This window comes from Streptomyces sp. NPDC006294 (assembly GCF_042870895.1).
Lineage (GTDB): Bacteria > Actinomycetota > Actinomycetes > Streptomycetales > Streptomycetaceae > Streptomyces.
In genome coordinates this window covers 273,476-295,681 of record NZ_JBIAHV010000003.1, presented here as the reverse complement: position 1 = coordinate 295,681, position 22,206 = coordinate 273,476, and the positions used below count along the sequence as shown (strand labels likewise).

Here is a 22,206-nt window from a genome sequence, read left to right as displayed (position 1 = left end):
CCGGATGTCCAGCGCGTCCGCCCCGCCCGCCGCCCAGCACGGGCTGCATCTGCCGGACACCGCCAGGGAGTTGGTGAAGATCCTGGTGACCGGCCCGTTCGGGGTCGGCAAGACCACCCTGATCGACTCGGTGTCGGAGATCCGCCCGCTGCACACCGAGGAGCATCTGACCGAGGCGTCCGCCGGGGTCGACGATCTCGCCGGTGTCCGCGACAAGACGACGACGACCGTCGCCATCGACTTCGGCCGTGTCTCGCTGGGCGACTCGGTCGTCCTGTATCTGTTCGGCACGCCCGGCCAGGAGCGCTTCCGCGCCCTGTGGGACGACATCGCCTTCGGGGCGCTCGGCGCGCTCGTCCTGGTCGACACCCGCCGGATCGACGAGTCGTTCGACGTCCTCGGCCTCGTCGAGGAGTCGGGCGTGCCGTACGCCGTCGCGCTGAACACGTTTCCCGACTCCAAGCAGTACACCGAGGAGCAGTTGCGCCGCTCGCTCGACCTGGAGCCGGACACCCCTCTCGTCACCTGCGACGCCCGCGACACCAACGCGTCCGTCGACGCGCTGCTCGCCCTCGTCCAGCACCTCATCGACCGGATGACCCCGGAGGAACGGTGACCGCCTACCCCGCCCGCGCCGACGCGTTCACGCTGTCCGCCCCGGTACGCCTGTGGGAGGACGGCTTCGCCGCCGACCCGTTCGCCTACTACGCGACGCTGCGTGCCCAGGGACCGGTCGGCTGGGCCGAACTGGCCCCCGGCGTCTCCGCGTACATCGTCACCGACCGGCGCGCCGCGCTCGATCTGCTCCACGACACCGAGTCGTTCTCCGTCGACCCCCGGCCCTGGGAGAAGACGGTCGCGGAGGACTCGCCGGTCCTCGGCATGATGCGCTGGCGGCCCAACGCCCTGTTCTCCGACGGTGACGCGCACATCCGCTACCGCCGCACCCTGCTCGACGCGTTCGACCTCGTGGAGCCGCACGACCTGCGGGAGCGGGTGCACCGGTCCGTGGACCTCCTGGTGTCCCGCTTCGGGCCGGACGGCGAGGCCGACCTGGTCACCCAGTTCGCCCGCCCGATGATGGCGCTGATCTTCAACAACCTCTTCGGACTGCCCGACAGCGAATCGGGCCGGCTGGACGCGGCGCTCGGCCAGATGATGGAGGGCGGCGACCGCGCGGCCGAGGGCGAGGCCGAGTACGGCAAGTACGTGATGGAGCTGATCGGCGCCAAGACGGCCGAGCGCGGCGACGACCTCACCAGCCGGCTGCTCGACCACCCCCTGGGACTCACCCCGGAGGAGGTCACCTGGCAGGTGTTCCTCATGCTCGGCGCGGGCCACGAGCCCTCGGCGAACCTGATCTCCAACGCCCTGTCGCGCATCCTCGGCAACTCCGCCTACTACTCGACCCTCACCTCCGGCTCGCGTCCCGTGCTGGACGCCGTCATGGAGGTGCTGCGCTACGAGACCCCGCTCGCCAACTACGGCGTGCACTTCGCGCGCGAGTCGACGAGCTTCCACGGGATGTGGCTCCAGGCCGCCGTGCCCATCGTCATCTCCTTCGGCGCGATGGGCCACTTCGCGGAGCGGGACTTCGCCGGGGCGCACCATCCGCACGACGCCTCGCACATGTCCTGGGGCGCCGGTCCGCACTCGTGCCCCGTGAAGCAGCCCGCGCTGCTGATCGCCACGGAGTCCATCGAACGTCTCACCCAGTGGCTGCCGGACCTGCGGCCGCTGGTGCCGCGCGAACGGCTCGACTGGCGGCCCGGCCCCTTCCACCGATCGCTGACGGCGCTGCCCGTCGGCTTCACCCCTCGCAGCCCCGACCAGGCAGGAGACCGCGCATGACCGCGTCCACCCGTGTGGCCATCGATCCGTTCGGCGCCGACATCGTCGCCGAGAGCGCCCGGCTGCGCTCGCTGGGACCGGTGGTGCCCGTGGAGCTGCCGGGCGGGATCCCCGCCTGGGCGCCCACCGGTCACGACACCCTCAAGTCCCTGATCCTGGACCCGAGGGTCAGCAAGGACCCGCGCAAGCACTGGTCGCTCTTCCCCACGATCGGCGAGCAGCCGGACTGGGCCTGGATCCTGGGCTGGGTCGGCGTGACGAACATGCTCTCCACCTACGGCAGCGACCACACCCGGCTGCGCAAGCTCGTCGCGCCCAGCTTCACGGCCCGCCGCACCGAGGCGATGCGCGACCGGGTCGAGGCCATCACCGAGGAGCTGCTGGCCGGGATGGAGGCCGCCGGGGCGGACGGCTCGGTCGTGGACGTGAAGGCCGCGTTCGCCCATCCGCTGCCGATGCGGATGATCTGCGAGCTGTTCGGGGTGCCGGACCATCTGGTCGACGGCACCGCCCGGCTGATCGCCGCGATCATGGACACCTCGGACCCGAGCCCCGAGCACGGCGCCTTCGTCCAGGAGCAGATCGTCACGGTCCTCGGTTCGCTGATCGCCCACAAGGTCGAGAACCCGGGCGACGACATGACCACCGAGCTGATCAAGGTCCGCGACGAGGACGGCGACCGGCTCGGCGAGGAGGAGCTGCTCCACACCCTGCTGCTCGTCATCGGCGCCGGTTTCGAGACGACGGTCAACCTGATCGGCAACGCCGTCGTCGCGCTGCTCGAGCACCCCGAGCAGCTGGCCGCCGTACGGGCCGGTGAGCTGGGCTGGGACCGGGTGGTCGAGGAGGTGCTGCGCGTCCGGCCGTCCATCGCGAGCCTGCCGCTGCGTTTCGCGGTCTCGGACATCACCGTCGACGGTGTGGTGATCCCGGCCGGCGACGCCATCCTGACGACGTACGCCGCGGCGGGCAACGACCCGGCCCGTTACGGCGCCACGGCGGCCGACTTCGACGCCATGCGGGCGGCCGACGACCATCTGTCCTTCGGCGTCGGCGTGCACCGCTGCATCGGCGCCCCGCTGGCCCGGATGGAGGCGATCACCGCGCTGCCCGCGCTCTTCGACCGCTTCCCCGGACTCGCGCCCGCGTTCAAGGACGGCGAGCTGAAGCAGGTGCCGTCGTTCATCGCGTACGGCTGGCAGGAGATCCCGGTCCGCCTCCAGGGCTGAACCGGCCGCAGGTCAGCCGCCGCGGCGCGAGCGGAGCTCGGTCTTCAGGACCTTTCCGCTCGCGTTGCGCGGCAGCCCGGCGACGAACTCGACCTGCCGGGGCACCTTGTAGTTCGCCATCTCCCGCCGTGACCAGGCGATCAGGTCGTCGGAGGTGAGCGTCGAGCCGGGCCGGCGGACCGCGTACGCCTTGCCCACCTCGCCGAGCCGCGCGTCGGGCACGCCGACGACGGCCACGTCCGCGATGTCGGGGTGCAGGCCGAGCAGCTGCTCGATCTCGGCCGGATACGCGTTGAAGCCGCCGACGATGAACATGTCCTTGATCCGGTCGGTGATCCGCAGGTTGCCCGCCGCGTCGAGGACGCCGACGTCGCCGGTGCGCAGCCAGCCGTCGGGGGTGAGCGCGGCGGCCGTGCCCTGCGGGTCCTCGAAGTAGCCGCGCATGACGTTGTGTCCGCGCACCAGGATCTCGCCGGGCTCCCCGGGGGCGGCGAGGACGCGGACCTCGGTGCCGGGTATCGCCCGCCCGGAGGTGGTGGCGACGGTGCCCGGGTCGTCGTCCCGGCGGCACATGGTGACGATGCCGCTCGCCTCGGAGAGGCCGTACGCGGTCAGGACGGTGGCGACGCGCAGTTCGCCGCGCAGCCGCTCGACCAGTCGGAGGGGGACGACGGCGGCGCCGGTGACGACGAGGCGCAGGGCGCTCAGGTCGTGCCGGTCGCGGGCCGGGTGGTCGAGCAGCGACTGGTGCAGGGTGGGCGGGCCGGGGAGCACGGAGATGCGCTCGGCGGCGATGTTGGCGAGGACGGTGTCCACGTCGAAGACGGACTGGGGGACGATCGTGGCGCCGCGGGTGAGGCAGGCGATGACACCGGCCTTGTAGCCGAAGGTGTGGAAGAACGGGTTCACCACGAGATAGCGGTCGCCCTCGCGCAGCCCGGCCAGCTCGCTCCACAGGTCGTAGCAGCGCAGGGTCTGGGCGTGGGTGATGACGGCGCCCTTGGGACGGCCGGTGGTGCCGGAGGTGTAGACGATGTCGGACGGGTCCTCCGCCGTGACGGTCCCGGCCCGTTCACGCACCGTCGCGGCGGGGACGCCGTCGCCGCCCGCCAGGAAGTCCTTCCAGGTGCGGTAGTCCTCGGGTGCGGTGTCGGCGAGGACGACGACCTGGTCCAGGTCGGGCAGTTCGACGTCCGCGCGGCGCAGCGAGGCGACGTAGGACGTGCCGAGGAAGGTGCCGGTGACGAAGAGGAGCCGGGCGCGGGAGCGGCGCAGGACGTAGCCGGCCTCGGCTCCTTTGAAGCGGGTGTTGAGCGGGACGAGCACGCCGCCGGCGCTCACGGCGCCGAGCGCGGCGACGATCCAGTCGAGGGTGTTGGGGGCCCAGATCGCGACCCGGTCGCCCTTCTGGATGCCGGCGGCGATGCACGCGGCGGCGGCGCGCTCGACGCGTTCGCCGAGCTCCGCGTACGAGATCCGGGTGCGGCCGTCGACGACGGCCTCGCGCCCGCCGTGCCGCCGCGCGGCGCTCCGCACCAGCTTCGGGATGGTGCCCCACTCCAGGTCGCCGCGTCGCATCGCATGCCTCCTGTACGGCCGTCCGCACTAGCTGACGGTACGTCAGATTAGCTGTACGCTCCGGCCATGGCGACCCTCAAGGACAAGGCAGCGATCGTCGGAACCGGCCGGACGGCCTTCGCCAAGCGGCTCCCGGAGCCGGAGAGGACCCTGGCCTGCCGCGCGATCCTCGCCGCGCTCGACGACGCCGGCATCTCCCCCTGCGAGGTGGACGGCTTCGCCTCGTACACGATGGAGGAGACCGACGAGGTGGAGGTCGCCAAGGCCATCGGCGCCGGCGACGTCACCTTCTTCTCCAAGGCGGGTTACGGGGGCGGCGGCTCCTGCGCCACCGTCGCGCACCTGGCCGCGGCCGTCGCCACCGGCCAGGCGCGGGTGGGCGTCGCCTGGCGGTCCCGCAAACGCGGCTCCGGACCCCGCCCCTGGACGAGTACGGCCGCGCAACTGCCCACCCCCGCCCAGTGGACCCGGCCCTTCGGCCTGCTGCGGCCCGCCGACGAGATCGGGATGCTCGCCCGCCGCTACATGCACGAGTACGGCGCGACCCGCGACCACTTCTTCAACGTCGCCCTCGCCTGCCGCAACCGCGCCAACCAGAACCCCGCCGCGATGATGTACGAACGCCCCCTGACCCGCGAGATGTACATGACCTCCCGCTGGATCAGCGAACCGCTCTGCCTCTTCGACAACTGCCTGGAGACCGACGGCGCGCTCGCCTGCGTGGTCGTGAGCGCCGAGCGCGCCCGCGACTGCCGGCAGCGGCCCGTGTACGTCCACTCCGCCGCCCAGGGCCTGCCCGCGCAGCACCACGGGATGGTCAACTACTGGAACGACGACCCGCTCACCGGACCCGCGTGGACGGCGGCACGGCAGCTGTGGAAGCAGGCCGACTTCGGCCCCGAGGACGTGGACGTGGCGCAGATCTACGACGCGTTCACCCCGCTGATCCCGCTGTCGCTGGAGGGCTACGGCTTCTGCGGCCGGGGCGAGGGCGCCGCCTTCACCGAGGGAGGCGCGCTGGAGATCGGCGGCCGGCTGCCGCTGAACACCGGCGGCGGCGGCCTCAGTGAGGCGTACGTCCACGGCTTCAACCTGATCACCGAGGGCGTCGCGCAGCTGCGCGGCGCCTCGACCGCCCAGGTGCCGGGCGCGGAGACCTGCCTGGTGACCGCCGGCGAGGGCGTACCGACATCGGCACTGCTGCTGAGGAGCTGAGATGCTGCGACCGGTCATCGACGACGACGGCGCCCCGTTCTGGGCGTACGCGGCCCGCGACGAGCTGCGCGTCCAGGCCTGCGCCGCCCCCGGCTGCGGCGAGCTGCGCTTCCCGCCCCGCCCCTGCTGCCCGCACTGCGGCTCGTTCGCCGTCGAGTGGCACCGGATGAACGGCCGCGGCCGCATCTGGTCGTACGTACTCCCCCACCCGCCGCTGCTCCCCGGTTACGCCGAACAGGCCCCCTACAACGCGGTCGTCGTGGAACTCGCGGACGCCCCGCGCATCCGGCTCGTCGGCAATGTGGTGGCCGCCCCGGACGCGCCGCTGAACTCGGTCGACCCGGCCCGGCTGCGCATCGGCGCCGGGGTGCGCGTGGTGTTCGACGGCGACGCGATGCCGCGCTGGCTGCTGGAGCGCTCATGAGCGTCCGGGTGGAGACGGACGAGGACACCGGCGTCGCGCTGGTCACCCTCGACCGGCCCGCGCGGCACAACGCGATCGACCTGGCGACGGCGGCCGAACTCCGCTCGGTGTGGCGGGAGTTCCGCCACGAGACGTCGGTGCGCGCGGTCGTGCTCACCGGCGCGGGCGGCAAGGCGTTCTGCACGGGCATCGACCGCTCGGCCGAGGTCCCGCAGCCGCCCTCCCCCTACTCGGTGGACGACCCGCTCCTCACCGTCGGCCCCAAGGCCAACGACCTGTGGAAACCGGTGATCGCCGCCGTGGAGGGAATGGCCTGCGGCGGCGCCTTCTATCTGCTCGGCGAGAGCGACTTCGTGATCGCCTCGCGGGAGGCCACGTTCTTCGACCCGCACACGACGTACGGCATGGTCAGCGCCTACGAGACCGTCTACTTGGCGCAGCGGATGCCGGCCGGCGAGGTCGCCAGGACGGCCCTGATGGGCACGGCGGAACGGCTGACGGCCCGCCGTGCGTACGAGATCGGCCTGGTCTCCGAGCTGACCGGGCCGGGCGGTGCCGTGGCGGCGGCGCTGCGGGCCGCGGCGGTGGTGGCCTCGCACCCGACGGACGCCGTCCAGGGGACGGTCCGCGCGGTGTGGTCGGCCGGTGAGGCGTCGCGCGCGCGGGCGCTCGCCCATGCCCCGCACCTGGTCGCGCTCGGCAACCTGCCGCCACAGCGGCAGGCCGAGCTGTTCACGAGCGGGCGGGGCAGGGGCGGCTTCCGGCTGCGCTGAGCCCCTGGGGACCCGGCCGGGGGCTCAGATCCGGCTGACCCGCGTGACCTCGCACTTGGTGTACTCCGAGCCGTCGCCCGAGCCGGTGTACGGCGTGGTCAGCTCGGCGGTCCGGGTGGCGTCCGCGGCGACGGCGATCCCGGTCTTCGTCGCGGTGGCGGGCACCACGGTGCTGCCGGCGCCGCCGGTGAACTTCATGGTGACGTTGTAGTCGTAGTCCAGCGCGCCGCTGTTGTCGATGCTGATCTTCGCGGTCAGGTTCTTCGCCGCCGGGTCGTACTTGCACTCGGTGATGCTCACATCGCGGGCGGCCTTGTCGGCGCTGGAGCCGCCGGGCACCGAACCGCCCGAGCCGCCCGAACCGCTGGAGCCGCCGCTGCTCGAAGAGCTGCTGGAGCTGCTGCTGGAGTTGTCGCAGCCGCCGCCGGAGCCGCGGGCTCCGGTCAGTGCGACGATGGCGATGCCGAAGACAGCGATGGCCCGCACATGACGGATCTTCACGTTTCAACCCCCGTTGAAAGTGTCGGTAGATGGGCTCGATTGACAAGCGCACGTCACCCTAGCAGCGGCAACGGCGGCCTCCGGCCCACGCACGCCGACGGCGGCCGCCCCGTGGGGCGGCCGCCGTCGGCGTGACAGGACTCATGTGCGGGGCGGGGCGGACCACTCCGCCCCGCGGTTACTTCGTCGGCTTCTTGCCCGTAATGCCCAGGTGCACCAACAGGGCGAGATTCGACCTGAGTTCGGCCTGCTTGACGCCCCAGGTCGTAAAGCCCTTCTGGTGCGAGGCGACGGCCGCCAGCATCGCCACCAGAGACCCGGCCATCGCCGCGGGGCTGACGTCCTTGTCGACCTTGCCCTTGCCCTGAAGCTCCTTGACGGCGTCCGTGAGGGAGTTGGTGACCGAGTTCAGGACCTTCATACGGATCTTGTAGAACCGCTTGTCGCCCTCGGCCGCACCGAGATCGACGACCCGGAGGATCGCGTCGTTGCGACGCCAGAAATCGAGGAAACCCTCGACGAGTTCCTCCGCGGTCTGCCAGCCGGCCTTGCCGGTCCAGGAACGCCCGGAGACCAATTCGGTCAACTGAGCGCCTTCCTTGGCCATTTCCTCCGCGATCTCCAGTACGGCGCCCTCGACGTCGGGGAAGTACTGATAGAACGTCGCGGGCGAAGTGCCCGCTTTCCGGGCCACGTCGATGACTTTGACGTCCCGGTAGGGCGAGGAACTGAGCATCTCGCTGAGGCAGTCGAGCAGCTTCTGCCGCGTCGCCTGGCCGCGTCGTCCCGCGACCCGGCCGTCGACGGTGCGCACTTGTCCTGTCATGCCGTCAGCTTACCGAGGGGTGATCGGGGCGCGATTCGGCCGACTGCAAATGGGGTGCCGACCACAGAGCGCAATAGTGTTATCAACAGCCTGTGGACAACTTCGGTGGACAACTCAGCGAAATCAGCCCCGCCCTGATCGGCTTCGAACGTCCACCCCCAACCACTTCCCCCACCGCAAAGCAGGGCCTTTCCGTTCAAAGGTTCGATTTGATTCCGCGCGCACCGCGCGCTGCGCCGTTAGCTTGAAAGTGACGGGCACCACACCGGGTACCACGCCAGGTACCGCACCGGGCGCCGCACCCAGGGAAGGAATCAGGTCCATGGCCGCATTCACAGAGGGCACGCCGTGCTGGGTGGACGCATCGCTCCCCGACGTGGAGGCGGGCAAGCGCTTCTACGGCGAGCTCTTCGGATGGACCTTCACCGAAGGGGGCGGCGGCCAGGTCCCCGGCGGCGGCGCACGCGCACGGCACGCCGACGCGTACAGCGACGGACGCCTCGTCGCCGCGCTGACCCCCAAGCGGGACGGGCGGATGCCCACCGTCTGGGGCGTCTACTTCGCCACCCCCGACGCCGCCGCCCTCGGCCGGCGCATCACCGAACAGGGCGGCCAGGTGATCAGCGACCCGCTGCCCGCCGGCCGGAACGGCACCTCCGCGGTCGTCGCCGACCCCGGCGGCGCGGTGTTCGGCCTGTGGCAGGCGGACCGGCGTACGGGCTTCGAGAAGCACGGCGAACCGAACTCGTACTGCTGGACCGAGGTGTACACCAGGGACCCGGAGCGCACCGACGCCTTCTACGAGTCGGTGTTCCGCTTCCAGGGCACGGACCTGACCGGCCCCATGGCGGGCTTCCGCATGTGGTCACCCGCCGGCACGGAACCGGGCGAGGCGACCGCCGTCGGCGGCCGCAGTGTGTTCACCGACGAGTTCCCTCCCGAGATGCCCGGCCACTTCCTCGTCTACTTCTGTGTCAACGACTGCGACGCGGCCGCGGAGACCGTCGCCCGGCTCGGCGGCCGGGTCCGCAGCGCGCCCGCCGACACCCCGTACGGCCGGATCGCCACCTTCGGCGACAACCAGGGCGCCGTCTTCGCGGTGCTCGCCGAGCCGGACCGGTCGGCGGCGCCCGGCCGGGAGCAGCGCGACGAGGAGACGGCCGGGAGCCGCGGATCCCACCGGTTCGAGCCGCCGGCGCCTGACCCCGCGAAGGAGCCGGAAGCGGCCGTGACCAGGCCCTTCGAAACCCCCGGCGCCGACGAGCACGAGGCCGAGGACCCCGGCGGCACCGCCCGCCGGAAAGCGGGCTGAGTCCTCACCGCGCGCCTTGCCGGCGAGGGCGGCGCGGTCGTACGGCGGCCTCACAGAAGTGCCCGAATCGCGGTGAGACACCCCGATCCGCCCCCGGGTTCGCAACCGTGGCCCCGGACAGGAAGAATCAGGGTGCTCACCGCTGAGGGTCTCGATGGTGAGACCCTGCACGGGGCTGTATGTGACGGGCTTCAATTCGTGGGAGCCCGTACGGGGAGGTGGCACGCAAGTATGGAGCAGCTGACGCAGCACGACCCGAGACGGATCGGTCCGTTCGAGGTGCTGGGCCGGCTCGGTGCCGGCGGCATGGGACTGGTCTATCTCGCGAGGTCGGCATCCGGCCGCCGGGTCGCGATCAAGACCGTGCGAACCGAGCTCGCCGAGGACCAGCTGTTCCGCGTCCGCTTCACGCGCGAGGTGGAGGCGGCCCGCGCGGTCAGCGGCTTCTACACCGCCGCCGTGGTGGACGCCGACCCGCGGGCCGCTGTGCCGTGGCTGGCCACCGCGTACGTACCGGCGCCCTCGCTCGAGGAGGTCGTCAACGAGTGCGGGCCGCTGCCCGCGCAGGCCGTGCGGTGGCTCGCGGCGGGCATCGCCGAGGCCCTGCAGTCCATCCACGGCGCGGGCCTCGTCCACCGCGACCTCAAGCCGTCCAACGTGCTGGTCGTCGAGGACGGGCCCCGGGTCATCGACTTCGGCATCGCGTCCGGCGTCTCCAACACCCGGCTGACGATGACCAACGTCGCCGTCGGCACCCCCGCCTACATGTCGCCCGAGCAGGCGCGTGACTCCCGCAGCGTGACCGGCGCGAGCGACATCTTCTCGCTCGGCTCCACCCTCGTCTTCGCCGCCACCGGGCACGCCCCCTTCCACGGCGCGAACCCGGTGGAGACGGTCTTCATGCTGCTGCGCGAAGGACCCGACCTCGAGGGGCTGCCCGACGAGCTGCGGCCGCTGATCGACTCCTGCATGCAGATGGAGGCCGCGCGGCGGCCGACCCCCGAGGACCTGCAGGCACAGCTCGCGCCGCACCTCTTCTCGTCCGGCGGCGACGACAGCGGCACCGCCTCCGCGTGGCTGCCCTCACGGGCCAACGCCATGATCGAGACCCGTCGCGGCGGCGGCCGCGCCACGGCCGCGGCCCAGCGTCACGCGCCCTCCCGGCCCGCGACCCCGCCGCCCGCCCCGCAGGCACCACCGCAGGCACCACCGCAGGCGCCCCCGCCCCCGCCGGTCGCGCCCGACGGCGGTCCCGTACGGCTGCCCGGCTCCAACGTGCCCATCGGCCCCGGTCCACGGGTCGCGGACGCCGGCCGCGCCGCGCTCGCCGAGGCCGCCCCCGCCACCGGCTGGGTCCGCCCGCCCGGCGGGCTGAACGGCGCGGAGCCCGGCGCCGTGGCCACGGCGCCCGCGCCGGTCCCGCCGCCCGCCCAGGCGCCCGACCCCGGTCCCGGTCACTGGCGGCCGTGGCGTTTCCGCATGTCGAACGATGTCTGGGGCACGCCGGTCGTCGACGGCGACCTGCTGTACGTCACCTCGTTCGAGGTCCACGCCCTGGACGTGGGCACGGGCCGCCGGCAGTTCAAGACCCGTGACGTGGCCTGGGCGATGGCCGTCGCCGCGGGCCGTATCCACGCCTCCGACGGGCCGACGCTGTACGCGCTGGACGCCACGAGCGGCAGCGAACGGTGGCGGCTCCGGACCGACGCCTGGGTGTACTCCCTCAAGGTCGACCGCGGCACGGTCCTCACCGGCACCCGCGGCGGCGGCGTACAGGCCTGGGAGGCGTCCAACGGCGAGAAGCTCTGGGAGGTCACCGGCGCCCAGACCGACTTCGAGACCCCGGAGGCCGGCCCCGCGATCTTCGGCGACACCGTGTACGTCTGGAAGGACGCGCGGCTGCGCGCCCTGGAGGCCCGGACCGGCGACGAGCGCTGGTCGTACCCGATCGGCGACGCGGCCTCGTGCGGAAACGTGCCCGTTCGGGTCCAGCCGGCGCCCGACGGGTACGTGTACGTCTCCGCGGGCACCCGCGTGCTCGCCTTCGACATCGCCTCCGGCCTGGTGCGCTGGCACTTCGAGGCCCCGGCCGTGTTCCTCTCCCCGCCGGCCTTCGCCCCCGGCCCCGCCGTGACCGGCGGCGGCGTGTACCTCGCCGACTACCTCGGCACCGTCTACGCGCTCGACGCCACGACCGGCAAGGACCGCTGGCGCATCGCGACCGAGTCCCGCCAGTCCAGCGAGCCGGTCCTGGTCGCCGCGGGCAACGTCCATGTCGGCAGCGGCAGCGCGCTCTACACGCTCGACGCGGTGACCGGCACCCCGATGTGGCGCTTCGCCGCGGGCGGCGAGGTCGTCGGCGCCCCGGTCGTCGCGGACGGCCGCGTCCACTTCGGCTCCGCGGACCACGTGCTCTACACCCTCGACGCGAGCGGCGGCCAGCTCCGCTGGAAGCTCGCGACGGGCGGCGAGATCACGGGGTCGCCGGCGGCGCGGAACGGGGTGGTGTACGCGTGCAGCAAGGACCGGTGCGTGTACGCGCTGGACGCGGTGAAGGGCACGGCGACGGGCCGCGGCTCTCGCTGACGCGGCGGATCCGCTGCGCGGGCCTTGTCCCCTACCCTCCCCCTGCGAACGCCGGCCGGGCCGACCGTGTCAGCCTCGCCGGCGTTGGAGGCGCGGGTCCGGGCAGAGCCCGGTTACGGGAAAGGGAGAGTGGGGGAACACGCCCGCCGCAGGCGGCACCCGCCCCACCCGCATGTCGACGACGCGGACCCGCGCGTTCCGGATCGCGCTCGCGGGGTACCCGACCCCCCGTCACACCACCCCGCGGCTGACACAAGGAGGCCCGGCGATGATCCGCAACGTCATCGGTTCGATCCTCGCTCTCGTCGGAGCGACGGCCGCCGTATGGAGCCCCTTCCGTGACTGGTACGACGGCCGCCTCGGGCGCGACTACCGCATCCAGGACCTCTTCGGCGGCATCAGCCAGAACGAAGGCGCGCTCGTCACGTCCATCCTGCTCCCCATGGCCTTCGCCGCCCTCGTCACGCTGGTCGGGCTGCTGCTCAGGTCCCGGCTGCTGGTGATGCTCGCGGGCGTGATCGTGCTGGGGTTCACCATCCTCTGGATGGTCCGCCAGGGCCAGGCCGCCGGGAGTCTCACGGCCGGCGGTGACGGCGCCGGGCTCGGCCTGGGCGTGGCGCTCGCCGGCGGCGGCGGTGTGCTGCTCCTGCTGGCCGCCGCGCTGATGAGCGGCCGCACCGCCCTGCGGCGCAGGCGGGAGGAGCCGTACGACGAGGAGCCCCCGGGGCACGCGCCCGCGGACGACTGGGGTCCGTACGACCAGGAGCCGAACCACCCCCACCGGGACGCGGACACCGCGCCGTACCGGCAGCAGCCGTACGACGAGGGTCCCGAGCACGGCGCTCCGGAGCGGCACTCGAGGTTCAGGCGCCACTGACCTCGCGGCGCGAGATCCGGAAGATCCGGATCTCGCGGTCGACGCGCGCCTGGTAGGCCGCGTACGGCGGCCAGAAGCGTACGGCCGCCTGCCACGCCTCCGCCCGCGCCGCGCCCGTGAGGAGCGTCGCGCGGACGGGGATCGTCGTGCCCTGCAGGCTGACCTCCGCGTCGGGGTGGCGGAGCAGGTTCGCCGTCCAGGCCGGGTGGGCGGGCCGGCCGAAGTTGGAGCCGACGAGGAGCCGGCTGCCCGTCTCCTCCGGCACGCAGGCGAGCGGTGTGGACCTCGGCAGCCCGGTTCGCGCGCCCCGGACGGTGAGCACGAGGCCGGGCAGCATCCGGGCGCTCGGCAGCACCTTTCCCCGGGTCAGGCGGTGGACCGCACGGTCCAGCGCGGGGACGGCGTGCGGCGCGACCTTCGCGAAGGCGCGGGTGGCGGAGACCTTCTGGATCAGGCGGAGGGCGGTGGACATCAGGCCGCCGTCCCCTCGAAGAGCCCGGCCCGCTCGGCGGCGGCGTCCCGCAGCCGGTGCACGGGGCCGAAGAGCGTTTCGTCGGCGGCGGCCCGCTCGACGTACCGGTGCGCCCCGCCGTCGCGGGTGCCGCCGGTCAGCCGGACCGTCTCGCCCGCGACGGTCCGCAGGGCGTCCAGGCCCTGCGCGAGCGCCGACAGGCCCGCGGCAGGGTCCCAGGCCGCGTAGTACGCCGCGGAGCGGGCCGCCTGGACATGGACGTACAGGTCGGCGAGCCGGTGCCGGGCGGCCTCGCCTGCCGGGAGGTGACCGGCGGCCCCGGACAGTACGCCGGCCGCCGCGCCCGCCGCCTCCGCCGCGAGCAGCGCGGCGACCGTGCGGCCGGTGGCGGCGAGGGCGCCGGGGACGTCGGCGCCGTCGTCCGTGCCGAGGAGCGCGGCGGGGCAGTCGCGGAGCTGGAGCGCGGCCCGGGGCCGGGTCGGGTCGGGGGTCGTGAGCGGGGCGCGGGTCAGTCCGGGCGCTTCCGCGTCGACCTGGAAGAGCAGGGCGCGGCTGCGCGGGAAGCCGCCGGTGTGCGCGGCGACGAGCAGCAGCCGCGCGCTGTGGGCGTCGAGGACGTCCGGCGCCTCGCCGTACAAGGTCCAGCCGTCGCCGCCGCACCGGGCCTGGATGCCGCCGGCCCGGCCGCCGCCCGCCCATGTGCCGGCGGTGTTGTCGCCGGTCAGGGCGAGCGCGTCGCCGAGGCCGCCGGGGACGGCGAGGGTGCAGGTGAGAGTGGTGTCCGCGATACGCGGCAGGAGGGCGGCGCGCTGTTCGGGGGTGCCGAGGGCGAGGACCAGGGGTGCGGCGAGACCGGCCGTGGCGAGCAGCGGGGACGGCAGCATGACCCGTCCGGCCTCCTCCGCGGCGACGGCGAGGTCGGCGAGAGGACGGCCCGCGCCCCCGTACGCGGCGGGGAGCGCGAGGCCGGTCAGGGCGAGCCGGGCCCATGTCTCCTGGTCCAGCCCGTCGGCGCCCGGGCCGGTGAGCGATGCGCGCACCGTGCGGCGCACCTCGTCCTGCTCGGCGGTGAGGACGGCGTCCATCCGAGGCTCCTCTCCACAACGACACGTGACCCGGCAACGGACCTGACGGGCCGTCATGTTAGATCCGCCGGGCGCGGATGCCCAGACGTCTCCCGTACCCGTCGTCCGCTGCCTGATGTACCGTCAGTTCTATGCCCTCCACACCGCGCAAGGTCGCCGTCGTCGGCATATCCCTCTCGGACTGCGGCCGTGTCGACGGCCCCACCCCCTACGCGCTGCACGCCCAGGCGGCCCGCCGGGCGCTCGCCGACTCCGGCCTCGACCACTCCCTGGTCGACGGCCTCTGCTCGGCCGGTCTCGGCACGCTCGCGCCGGTCGAGGTCGCCGAGTATCTGGGGCTGCGGCCGGTCTGGGTGGACTCCACGGCCGTCGGCGGGGCGACCTGGGAGGTCATGGCCGCCCACGCGGCCGACGCGATCGCCGCAGGTCACGCCGACGTCGTACTGCTGGTCTACGGGTCGACCGCACGCGCGGACATCAGGGCGGGGCGGCGCACGTCCGACCTCTCCTTCGGCGCCCGCGGCCCGCTCCAGTTCGAGGTGCCGTACGGTCACACGCTCGTCGCCAAGTACGCGATGGCCGCGCGCCGCCATATGCACGAGTACGGCACCACCCTCGAGCAGCTCGCCCAGGTGGCGGTCCAGGCCCGGGCGAACGCCGCCGCCAACCCGGACGCCATGTTCCGCGACCCGATCACCGTCGACGACGTGCTCGACGGGCCGCTGATCGCGGACCCGTTCACCAAGCTGCACTGCTGCGTCCGCAGCGACGGCGGCTGCGCGGTGCTGCTGGCGGCCCAGGAGTACGTACCGGACACCGCGCAGCCGCCGGTGTGGATCCTCGGCGCCGGCGAGCACGTCTCCCACACCACCATGTCCGAGTGGGACGACTTCACCCGCTCCCCGGCGGCGGTCAGCGGCCGGCTCGCGTTCGAGCGGGCCGGGGTGCGGCCCGGGGAGATCGACGTCGCGGAGATCTACGACGCCTTCACGTACATGACCCTGGTCACCCTGGAGGACCTCGGGTTCTGCGCCAAGGGCGAGGGCGGCGCGTTCGTGGAGCAGGGGCGGCTGCTGCGCGACGGCGAGCTGCCGGTGAACACCGACGGCGGCGGCCTCTCCGCCTGCCACCCGGGGATGCGCGGCCTGTTCCTGCTGGTCGAGGCGGTACGCCAGCTGCGGGGCGAGGCGGGCGGCCACCAGGTGCGGGCGGCGGACGGCCGGCTGCCCGAGCTGGCGGTCGCGTCGGGGACCGGGGGCTGGTTCTGCTCGTCGGGGACGGTGGTGCTGGGCCGGGGGTGAGCCGCCGTCACCGGGGCGCGGGATGTTCAATGCCTCCATGGACCACGAAGAGCGCGACCCCCGGGCCGCCTTCCGCGCACTGCTGCACGCGCAGCGGGTCTGGGACGTCCCGCTGCCCGCGTTCGACCCGGCCGGCGCGCCCGCCGAGCCGCTGCCGCTGTTCCACCGGTGGTTCGCCGAGGCCGTGGCGGCCGGGCAGCGCGAGCCGCACACCATGACCCTGGCCACGGTGGACGAGCAGGCCCGCCCCGACGCGCGGATCGTGATGCTCCACGACGCGGACGAGCACGGCTGGCACTTCGCGACGCACGCCACGAGCGCCAAGGGCCGGCATCTGGCGGCCCGGCCGGAGGCGTCGCTCGTCTTCTACTGGCCCGTCCAGGGCCGCCAGATCAGGGTGCGCGGCCGGGTGAGCGCCGCGTCGCCCGAGGAGAGCCGGGCGGACCTGGCCGTCCGTTCGACGGGGGCGCTCGCGGCGGCGCTGACCGGCCGGCAGAGCGAGGTGCTGCCGTCGGTGGCCGCGCTGGCCCGCGCCTCCGGGGCCGCGTGGGAGCGCGCGCGGTCGGAGCCCAACGCACCGGTGCCGTCGTGGACGCGGTACGTGGTGGAGCCGCGCGAGGCCGAGTTTTTCCAGGGCGACGAGCGGCGTCGGCATCTGCGGCTCCGCTACCGGCGGACGGCGGACGGCACGTGGGAGCGGGAACTGCTCTGGCCGTGACGGGGGCGGCGTACGGGCCGGAGGAGAGGCGTCACGCGGGGCGGAAGACGGGCACGGTCACGCCGTCCTCCCCCGTACGGAAGTCGGCCGTCAGCTCCATCCCCACGGCCAGCCGCTCCGGTGCGCAGTCCACGACCTCGGTCATCATCCGGGGCCCTTCCGCCAGTTCGACGAGCGCCGCCGTGTACGGGACGCGGTCGCGGTGGGGCCGCAGGTCGTTGCGGTGGACGACGGACCAGGTGTAGAGCGTCGCCCGGCCGCTCGCCCGTTCCCAGCCGGCGTTCTCGCTCCAGCAGTGCGGGCAGAACTCGCGTGGGTAGTGGTGCGGCCGCCCGCAGTCGGCGCACCGGCGGATCAGCAGCTCGCCCGCGGCGGCCGCGTCCCAGTAGGGGCGGGTGAAGTCGTCGATGCCGGGGGTCGCCGGGGTGGCGTCGGTGCGCGGACCCCGGCCCGTCACAGGAAGAGTCCGATGGCGTGGTCGAGCGACCAGGTCTGCCAGGACATGGCGAAGAGGGCGACGAGCGAAATCAGGGCCATCATGGCGTTCTGCCCCTGCTCGGCCCAGTCGTGGATCATCAGGACCAGATAGAGGACGTTGAGCAGCAGCCCGCCCGCCAGTGCGATCGGCGTGAGGAATCCGGCGACGAGCCCGAGGCCGAGGGCGAGTTCGGCGTAGACGACCACATAGGCCATGCCCCTGGGCCGGGGCGTCACGACCTTCTCGAAGCCGGTGCGGACGGGCCGCCAGCGGTGTTCCGCGGCGACGCCGGCCGCCCAGGCGATACCCGTCCCGCGCTCGAACCAGCCCTTCTTGTCCTTGTGACGCCAGCTCTCCAGCCACCACAGGCCGAGGCCGATACGCAGGACGGCGGCCCATTCGGCGCCGGTGAGCCAGATCGTCCGCATGACCACCCTCCTTTTCTGACGGTACGTCAGTTTCGGCTGGACACCGGCGCCCGCGCAAGAGGGCGGGGCGCCGGGACGCACACAAGGTGTCCGGGTCGTGACCGATTCGCAACCGAACCCGGCCTTGACTGAGACCCATCAATTCGGTGGGTCACTACGCTTTCACCCATGGCCGCCGAAAAGGACACGCACAGACACCCGGGCACCCACCGGACGAACGACCGTCCCGTGTACGTCGTCGGGGGCGGCCCGGGCGGTCTCGCCGCGGCGGCCACCCTGCGGCAACGGGGCGTGCGGGCCGTCGTGCTGGAGAAGTCCGAGGCGGTCGGCGCCTCCTGGCGGCGTCACTACGACCGGCTCCACCTGCACACCACCCGCAGCCTCTCCGCCCTTCCGGGCCTGCCGATGCCGCGCTCGTTCGGCCGCTGGGTCTCGCGCGACGACGTCGTGCGCTACCTGGAGAAGTACGCGGAGTTCCACGAGCTGGAGATCGTCACCGGCGTCGAGGTGTCCCGTATCGAACCGGCCGGGAGCGACTGGCTGCTGCACGCCACCGGCGGCCGGGAGCTGACCGGCCGGGCGGTCGTGGTGGCCACCGGCCACAACCACACGCCGCACCTGCCCGACTGGCCGGGCCGCGAGACGTACGGCGGCGAGCTGCTGCACGCCCGCGACTACCGCGAACCGGCACCGTACGCGGGCAAGGACGTCCTCGTCGTCGGGGTGGGCAACACCGGCGCCGAGATAGCCGTCGACCTGGTCGAGGGCGGGGCCGCGCGGGTACGGCTCGCGGTGCGCACCGTCCCGCACATCGTGCGCCGCTCCACGGCCGGCTGGCCCGCGCAGCGCACCGGCATCCTGGTCCGCCGGCTGCCGGTGCGGCTGGTGGACGCGGCCGGGGGCCTCATGTCCCGGATCGCCGTGCCGGACCTCGCCGAGCACGGGCTGCCGCGCCCCGGCACGGGGCTGTACTCCCGCGTGCGGCAGGGCGCGATCCCGGTGCAGGACGTGGGTCTGATCGACGCCGTCCGCACGGGCCGGGTCGAGCCCGTCGCGGCTCTCGAGTCGTTCGACGACGGCAAGGCGGTGCTGGCGGACGGCAGCCGGATCGCCCCGGACGCCGTGATCGCCGCGACCGGGTACCGACGGGCGCTGGAAGGCATGGTCGGGCACCTCGACGTACTGGACGAGCGCGGCCGGCCCGTGGTCCACGGCGGCCGGACACCCCGGCAGGCGCCCGGCCTCTACTTCACCGGTTTCACCAATCCGATCAGCGGCATGCTCCGCGAGATGGCGATCGACGCGCGCAAGATCGCGAAGGCGCTGTCGTAGCCCCGGCTCCCGGGCTCCCCCGGCCGGGCGGGCATTGTGTGTGCGGCACCTGTTCCTGACTTTCCGTCAGTTCGCTAATCTGACTGTGCGTCAGTTAAGTGGCCGGCAGCTCGGCCATCGAGCAGGAGCGGAGACCAGCGATGCTCGGATCGACTCACGGCACACTCACCTCCGGCCTTCGCGCGCGCGTCGTCGCCTGCGGCGATCAGCCCAGAAACGCCGTCCACGAGGCGGCCGGACCGGCCGCCCTCGCCGGCGACCTCGACGTCGGCGGCCGTCCGCTGCACGCGCCCGTGCCCGACCTGGACCGGTTCTTCCACCCCTCCTCCGTCGCCGTCGTCGGCGCCTCGGACACGGAGGGCCGGCCGAACACCGGCGTCACCCGGCAGCTCGTCGACTGGGCCGCCCGCGCCGGCGCGCGTCTGCACCCGGTGCACCCCACTCGTACGAGCGTCTTCGGTCTGCCCTGCGCACCGTCCGTGGCCGACCTGCCGGAACCCGTCGACCTCGCCGTGCTGCTGGTCGCCGACCCGCTGCCGGTGATCGAGCAACTCGGCGAGGCGAAGGTGCGGTTCGCCGTCGCCTTCGCCTCCGGTTACGCGGAGACCGGCGAGGAGGGCGCCGCCGCCCAGGCGCGGCTGGCGGCCGCCGTGGAGCGTTCCGGTGTCCGGCTGCTCGGTCCCAACACCAATCTGAACGCCTTCGAGAGGTTCCGCGACGACCTCGAAGGGCCGGCGATCGCCCTCGTCACCCAGTCCGGCCACCAGGGCCGGCCCGTCTTCACCCTCCAGGAGCTGGGCATCCGCCTCTCCCACTGGGCGCCCACCGGGAACGAGGCCGACCTCGAGACCGCCGACTTCGTCTCGTACTTCGCCGAGCGCCCCGAGGTCGGGGCCATCGCCTGCTACCTGGAGGGCCTGAAGAACGGCCGCTCCTTCCTGCTCGCCGCCGACCGGGCGGCCCGCCGGGGGGTGCCGGTCGTCGCCGTCAAGGTGGGCCGCACCGAGACCGGGGCGCGTACGGCCGCTTCGCACACCGGCAAACTCACCGGCAGCGACCAGGTGGTGGACGCGGCGATGCGGCAGTTCGGCGTGATCCGCGTCGACGGTCTCGACGAACTCCAGGACACCGCGGCCCTGCTGGCCCGTGCGCGCCGGCCGGCCGCCGACGGGGTGGCCGTGTACTCGATCTCCGGCGGTACGGGGGCGCACTTCGCGGACCTGGCGACCGCGGCGGGCCTGCGGCTGCCGCGGCTCAGGGAGGCACGGCAGGACGAACTGCACCGGTGGATACCGCCGTATCTGAACGTGTCGAACCCGATCGACAACGGCGGCCACCCGGTGGGCGATGCGCGCGGCCGCCGGATCATCGACTCGATCCTGGCCGATCCGGAGATCGGCGTGCTGATCTGCCCGATCACCGGACCCTTCCCACCGATGAGCGACCGGCTCGCCCAGGACCTGGTCGACGCGGCGGAGACCACCGACAAGCTGGTGTGCGTGGTGTGGGGCTCGCCGCTCGGCACCGAGTCCGCCTACCGCGACACGCTGCTCGGCTCCTCCCGCGTCGCCACCTTCCGCACCTTCGCCAACTGCATCACGGCGGTGCGCGCCCATCTGTCCCACCACCGCTTCACGGCCCGCTACCGCTCCCCCTTCGACGACGCCCCGCGCACCCCGTCCCCGTCCTTCCGCAAGGCGCAGGCGCTGATGCAGCCGGGCCGGCAGCTCAGCGAGCACGCGGCGAAGAGCCTGCTGCGCGCCTACGGGATCCGGGTGCCGCGCGAGCAGCTCGTCACCAGCGCGGCCGCCGCGGTACGGGCGGCGGCGCTGGTCGGCTACCCGGTGGTGATGAAGGCGTCCGCGCCGCAGCTCGCGCACAAGACGGAGCTGGGGCTGGTCAGGATCGGCCTCACCTCCGCGAGCCAGGTGCGCGACACCTACCGCGAGCTCACCGACATCGCCCGTTACGAGGGCGTCGGCCTCGACGGCGTCCTGGTGTGCCAGATGGTCGAGCGGGGCGTCGAGATGGTCGTCGGGGTCGCCCAGGACGAGCTGTTCGGCCCGACCGTGACGGTGGGGCTCGGCGGCGTCCTGGTCGAGGTGCTGCACGACACCGCCGTACGCGTCCCGCCCTTCGGCGAGGACCAGGCCCGGGACATGCTCGGCGAGCTGCGCGGCCGCGCCCTGCTGGACGGGGTGCGGGGCGGGCCGCCGGTCGACGTGGACGCGCTGGTCGAAGTGGTCCTGCGGGTCCAGCGGATGGCGATGGAGCTCGGCGACCAGCTCTCCGAACTGGACGTCAACCCGCTGATGGTGCTGGAGCGCGGGCAGGGCGCGGTGGCGCTGGACGCGCTGGCGGTGTGCCGGTGACGCCGGGGGTCCTGCACCGGACCGACGGGGCCGTCTCCTGGATCACCCTCGACCGGCCCGAGGTGATGAACGCGGTGACGCCGGACCAGCGGGAGCGGATCATCGCCCTCCTCGCCGCCGCGTCGTCGGACCCCGCGATCCGCGCGGTCGTCGTCACCGCCACCGGGCGGGGCTTCTGCGCGGGCGCCGACCTGCGCGGCACGCCGTCGGGCGCACCGGCCCCGGGTGACGTCGCCCGTACGATCCGGCTCGGCGCGCAGCGGCTGATCGGGGCCGTACTGGACTGCGAGAAGCCGGTGATCGCGGCGGTCAACGGCACGGCGGCGGGCATCGGCGCCCACCTGGCCTTCGCCTGCGACCTGGTCCTGGCGGCGGAGGGCGCGCGCTTCATCGAGGTGTTCGCACGCCGGGGCCTCGTGCCCGACGGCGGCGGCGCGTACCTGCTGCCCCGGCTGGTCGGCCCGCGGCGCGCCAAGGAGCTGATGTTCTTCGGCGACGCACTCTCCGCCGAGGAGGCGGCACGCCTGGGCCTGGTCAACCGGGTCGTCCCCGCGGACGCCCTCGAGAAGACGGCCCAGACCTGGTCCACCCGCCTCGCCACGGGCCCGACCCGCGCTCTCGCCCTGACCAAACACCTGATCAACACCTCCCTGGACACGGACCGCGCGACCTCCTTCGCGACGGAGGCCGCGTCCCAGGAGCTCAACATGACGACCCACGACGCCCAGGAGGGCGTGCGGGCATTCCTGGAGCGCCGCGCGCCGCGCTTCGAGGGGCGATGAGGGGCTGGCCCCGTGGTCCGATGCGCGTGGGGCGGCCCTGCACCAACCGGACAACCGGGCCGCGCC

At 73.5% G+C, this 22,206-nt stretch carries 20 protein-coding genes and 1 pseudogene; 14 read left to right on the top strand and 7 right to left on the bottom strand.

Annotated elements, in window-relative coordinates:
• Positions 1–4 precede the first annotated feature (4 nt).
• The 3 genes from ACFYOP_RS06890 to ACFYOP_RS06880 are packed head-to-tail and all read left to right on the top strand — an operon-like array spanning position 5 to position 3,080.
• Positions 5–616: an ATP/GTP-binding protein gene (locus tag ACFYOP_RS06890; protein WP_356899137.1), complete on the top strand. Its 612-nt coding sequence runs from the start codon at positions 5–7 to the stop codon at positions 614–616.
• Positions 613–1,851: a cytochrome P450 gene (locus tag ACFYOP_RS06885; RefSeq protein WP_356899136.1), complete on the top strand. Its 1,239-nt coding sequence runs from the start codon at positions 613–615 to the stop codon at positions 1,849–1,851. Before ACFYOP_RS06890 ends, ACFYOP_RS06885 begins: the two co-directional genes overlap by 4 nt.
• Positions 1,848–3,080 carry a cytochrome P450 gene (locus tag ACFYOP_RS06880; RefSeq protein WP_356899135.1) on the top strand — a complete coding sequence of 411 codons (1,233 nt, stop codon included), beginning with the start codon at positions 1,848–1,850 and terminating at the stop codon, positions 3,078–3,080. Before ACFYOP_RS06885 ends, ACFYOP_RS06880 begins: the two co-directional genes overlap by 4 nt.
• Positions 3,081–3,092: 12 nt before the next feature.
• On the opposite strand, the gene ACFYOP_RS06875 is transcribed toward ACFYOP_RS06880, so the two are convergent.
• Positions 3,093–4,658 carry a FadD3 family acyl-CoA ligase gene (locus ACFYOP_RS06875; protein ID WP_356899134.1) on the bottom strand — a complete coding sequence of 522 codons (1,566 nt, stop codon included), beginning with the start codon at positions 4,656–4,658 and terminating at the stop codon, positions 3,093–3,095.
• A 66-nt stretch (positions 4,659–4,724) separates the two neighbouring features.
• Between ACFYOP_RS06875 and ACFYOP_RS06870 the strand changes: the two genes are divergently transcribed.
• From ACFYOP_RS06870 to ACFYOP_RS06860, 3 genes are read left to right on the top strand one after another with little or no spacing between them, the layout of a single operon-like run.
• On the top strand, positions 4,725–5,873 hold the full coding sequence (locus ACFYOP_RS06870) for a lipid-transfer protein (protein WP_356899133.1): 1,149 nt from the start codon (positions 4,725–4,727) through the stop codon (positions 5,871–5,873).
• 1 nt (position 5,874) lies between these two features.
• Entirely contained in the window at positions 5,875–6,297 is a 423-nt protein-coding gene (locus ACFYOP_RS06865; RefSeq protein ID WP_356899132.1) for an OB-fold domain-containing protein, read from the top strand.
• On the top strand, positions 6,294–7,070 hold the full coding sequence (locus ACFYOP_RS06860; RefSeq protein WP_356899131.1) for an enoyl-CoA hydratase/isomerase family protein: 777 nt from the start codon (positions 6,294–6,296) through the stop codon (positions 7,068–7,070). The genes ACFYOP_RS06865 and ACFYOP_RS06860 overlap by 4 nt, the downstream gene beginning before the upstream one ends.
• Positions 7,071–7,094: 24 nt before the next feature.
• On the opposite strand, the gene ACFYOP_RS06855 is transcribed toward ACFYOP_RS06860, so the two are convergent.
• Entirely contained in the window at positions 7,095–7,571 is a 477-nt protein-coding gene (locus ACFYOP_RS06855) for a hypothetical protein (protein ID WP_356899130.1), read from the bottom strand.
• A 178-nt stretch (positions 7,572–7,749) separates the two neighbouring features.
• On the bottom strand, positions 7,750–8,397 hold the full coding sequence (locus ACFYOP_RS06850) for a TetR family transcriptional regulator (RefSeq protein WP_356899129.1): 648 nt from the start codon (positions 8,395–8,397) through the stop codon (positions 7,750–7,752).
• Positions 8,398–8,719: 322 nt separating this feature from the next.
• Between ACFYOP_RS06850 and ACFYOP_RS06845 the strand changes: the two are divergent.
• The 3 genes and pseudogenes from ACFYOP_RS06845 to ACFYOP_RS06835 all read left to right on the top strand — a co-directional run.
• Positions 8,720–9,502 (top strand): annotated as a pseudogene (locus ACFYOP_RS06845) (VOC family protein); the annotation flags it as partial.
• Positions 9,503–9,940: 438 nt separating this feature from the next.
• On the top strand, positions 9,941–12,295 hold the full coding sequence (locus ACFYOP_RS06840; RefSeq protein WP_356899128.1) for a PQQ-binding-like beta-propeller repeat protein: 2,355 nt from the start codon (positions 9,941–9,943) through the stop codon (positions 12,293–12,295).
• Between the two features lie 268 nt (positions 12,296–12,563).
• Positions 12,564–13,172, top strand: coding sequence for a hypothetical protein (locus tag ACFYOP_RS06835; protein ID WP_356899127.1), 609 nt, complete (start codon positions 12,564–12,566; stop codon positions 13,170–13,172).
• On the opposite strand, the gene ACFYOP_RS06830 is transcribed toward ACFYOP_RS06835, so the two are convergent.
• A complete protein-coding gene (locus tag ACFYOP_RS06830) occupies positions 13,159–13,644 on the bottom strand; it encodes a nitroreductase/quinone reductase family protein (RefSeq protein ID WP_356899126.1) in 486 nt (161 codons plus the stop codon). The two genes, ACFYOP_RS06835 and ACFYOP_RS06830, sit on opposite strands and share 14 nt — an antisense overlap.
• Entirely contained in the window at positions 13,644–14,729 is a 1,086-nt protein-coding gene (locus ACFYOP_RS06825; protein WP_356899125.1) for an acyl-CoA dehydrogenase family protein, read from the bottom strand. Before ACFYOP_RS06825 ends, ACFYOP_RS06830 begins: the two co-directional genes overlap by 1 nt.
• 131 nt (positions 14,730–14,860) lie before the next feature.
• Between ACFYOP_RS06825 and ACFYOP_RS06820 the strand changes: the two genes are divergently transcribed.
• Both ACFYOP_RS06820 and ACFYOP_RS06815 read left to right on the top strand, forming a co-directional pair.
• On the top strand, positions 14,861–16,030 hold the full coding sequence (locus ACFYOP_RS06820) for an acetyl-CoA acetyltransferase (RefSeq protein ID WP_356899124.1): 1,170 nt from the start codon (positions 14,861–14,863) through the stop codon (positions 16,028–16,030).
• Between the two features lie 37 nt (positions 16,031–16,067).
• A complete protein-coding gene (locus ACFYOP_RS06815) occupies positions 16,068–16,748 on the top strand; it encodes a pyridoxal 5'-phosphate synthase (RefSeq protein WP_356899123.1) in 681 nt (226 codons plus the stop codon).
• Positions 16,749–16,779: 31 nt separating this feature from the next.
• Here the strand turns inward: ACFYOP_RS06815 and ACFYOP_RS06810 are convergent, their stop codons facing one another.
• Positions 16,780–17,205, bottom strand: a complete 426-nt coding sequence (locus ACFYOP_RS06810) for a Zn-ribbon domain-containing OB-fold protein (protein ID WP_356899122.1) — start codon at positions 17,203–17,205, stop codon at positions 16,780–16,782.
• A complete protein-coding gene (locus tag ACFYOP_RS06805; protein WP_356899121.1) occupies positions 17,202–17,654 on the bottom strand; it encodes a DoxX family protein in 453 nt (150 codons plus the stop codon). The genes ACFYOP_RS06810 and ACFYOP_RS06805 overlap by 4 nt, the downstream gene beginning before the upstream one ends.
• Positions 17,655–17,822: 168 nt before the next feature.
• On the opposite strand from ACFYOP_RS06805, the gene ACFYOP_RS06800 reads away from it, so the two are divergent.
• The 3 genes from ACFYOP_RS06800 to ACFYOP_RS06790 all read left to right on the top strand — a co-directional run bounded on the left by ACFYOP_RS06800 (position 17,823) and on the right by ACFYOP_RS06790 (position 22,140).
• Complete coding sequence (locus ACFYOP_RS06800) at positions 17,823–18,986, top strand: NAD(P)/FAD-dependent oxidoreductase (RefSeq protein WP_356899120.1); 1,164 nt, start codon at positions 17,823–17,825, stop codon at positions 18,984–18,986.
• A gap of 140 nt (positions 18,987–19,126) precedes the next feature.
• A complete protein-coding gene (locus ACFYOP_RS06795) occupies positions 19,127–21,358 on the top strand; it encodes an acetate--CoA ligase family protein (RefSeq protein WP_356899119.1) in 2,232 nt (743 codons plus the stop codon).
• Positions 21,349–22,140 (top strand): enoyl-CoA hydratase/isomerase family protein, encoded by a 792-nt coding sequence (locus tag ACFYOP_RS06790; RefSeq protein ID WP_388450989.1) that lies wholly within the window; start codon positions 21,349–21,351, stop codon positions 22,138–22,140. Before ACFYOP_RS06795 ends, ACFYOP_RS06790 begins: the two co-directional genes overlap by 10 nt.
• Positions 22,141–22,206 lie beyond the last annotated feature (66 nt).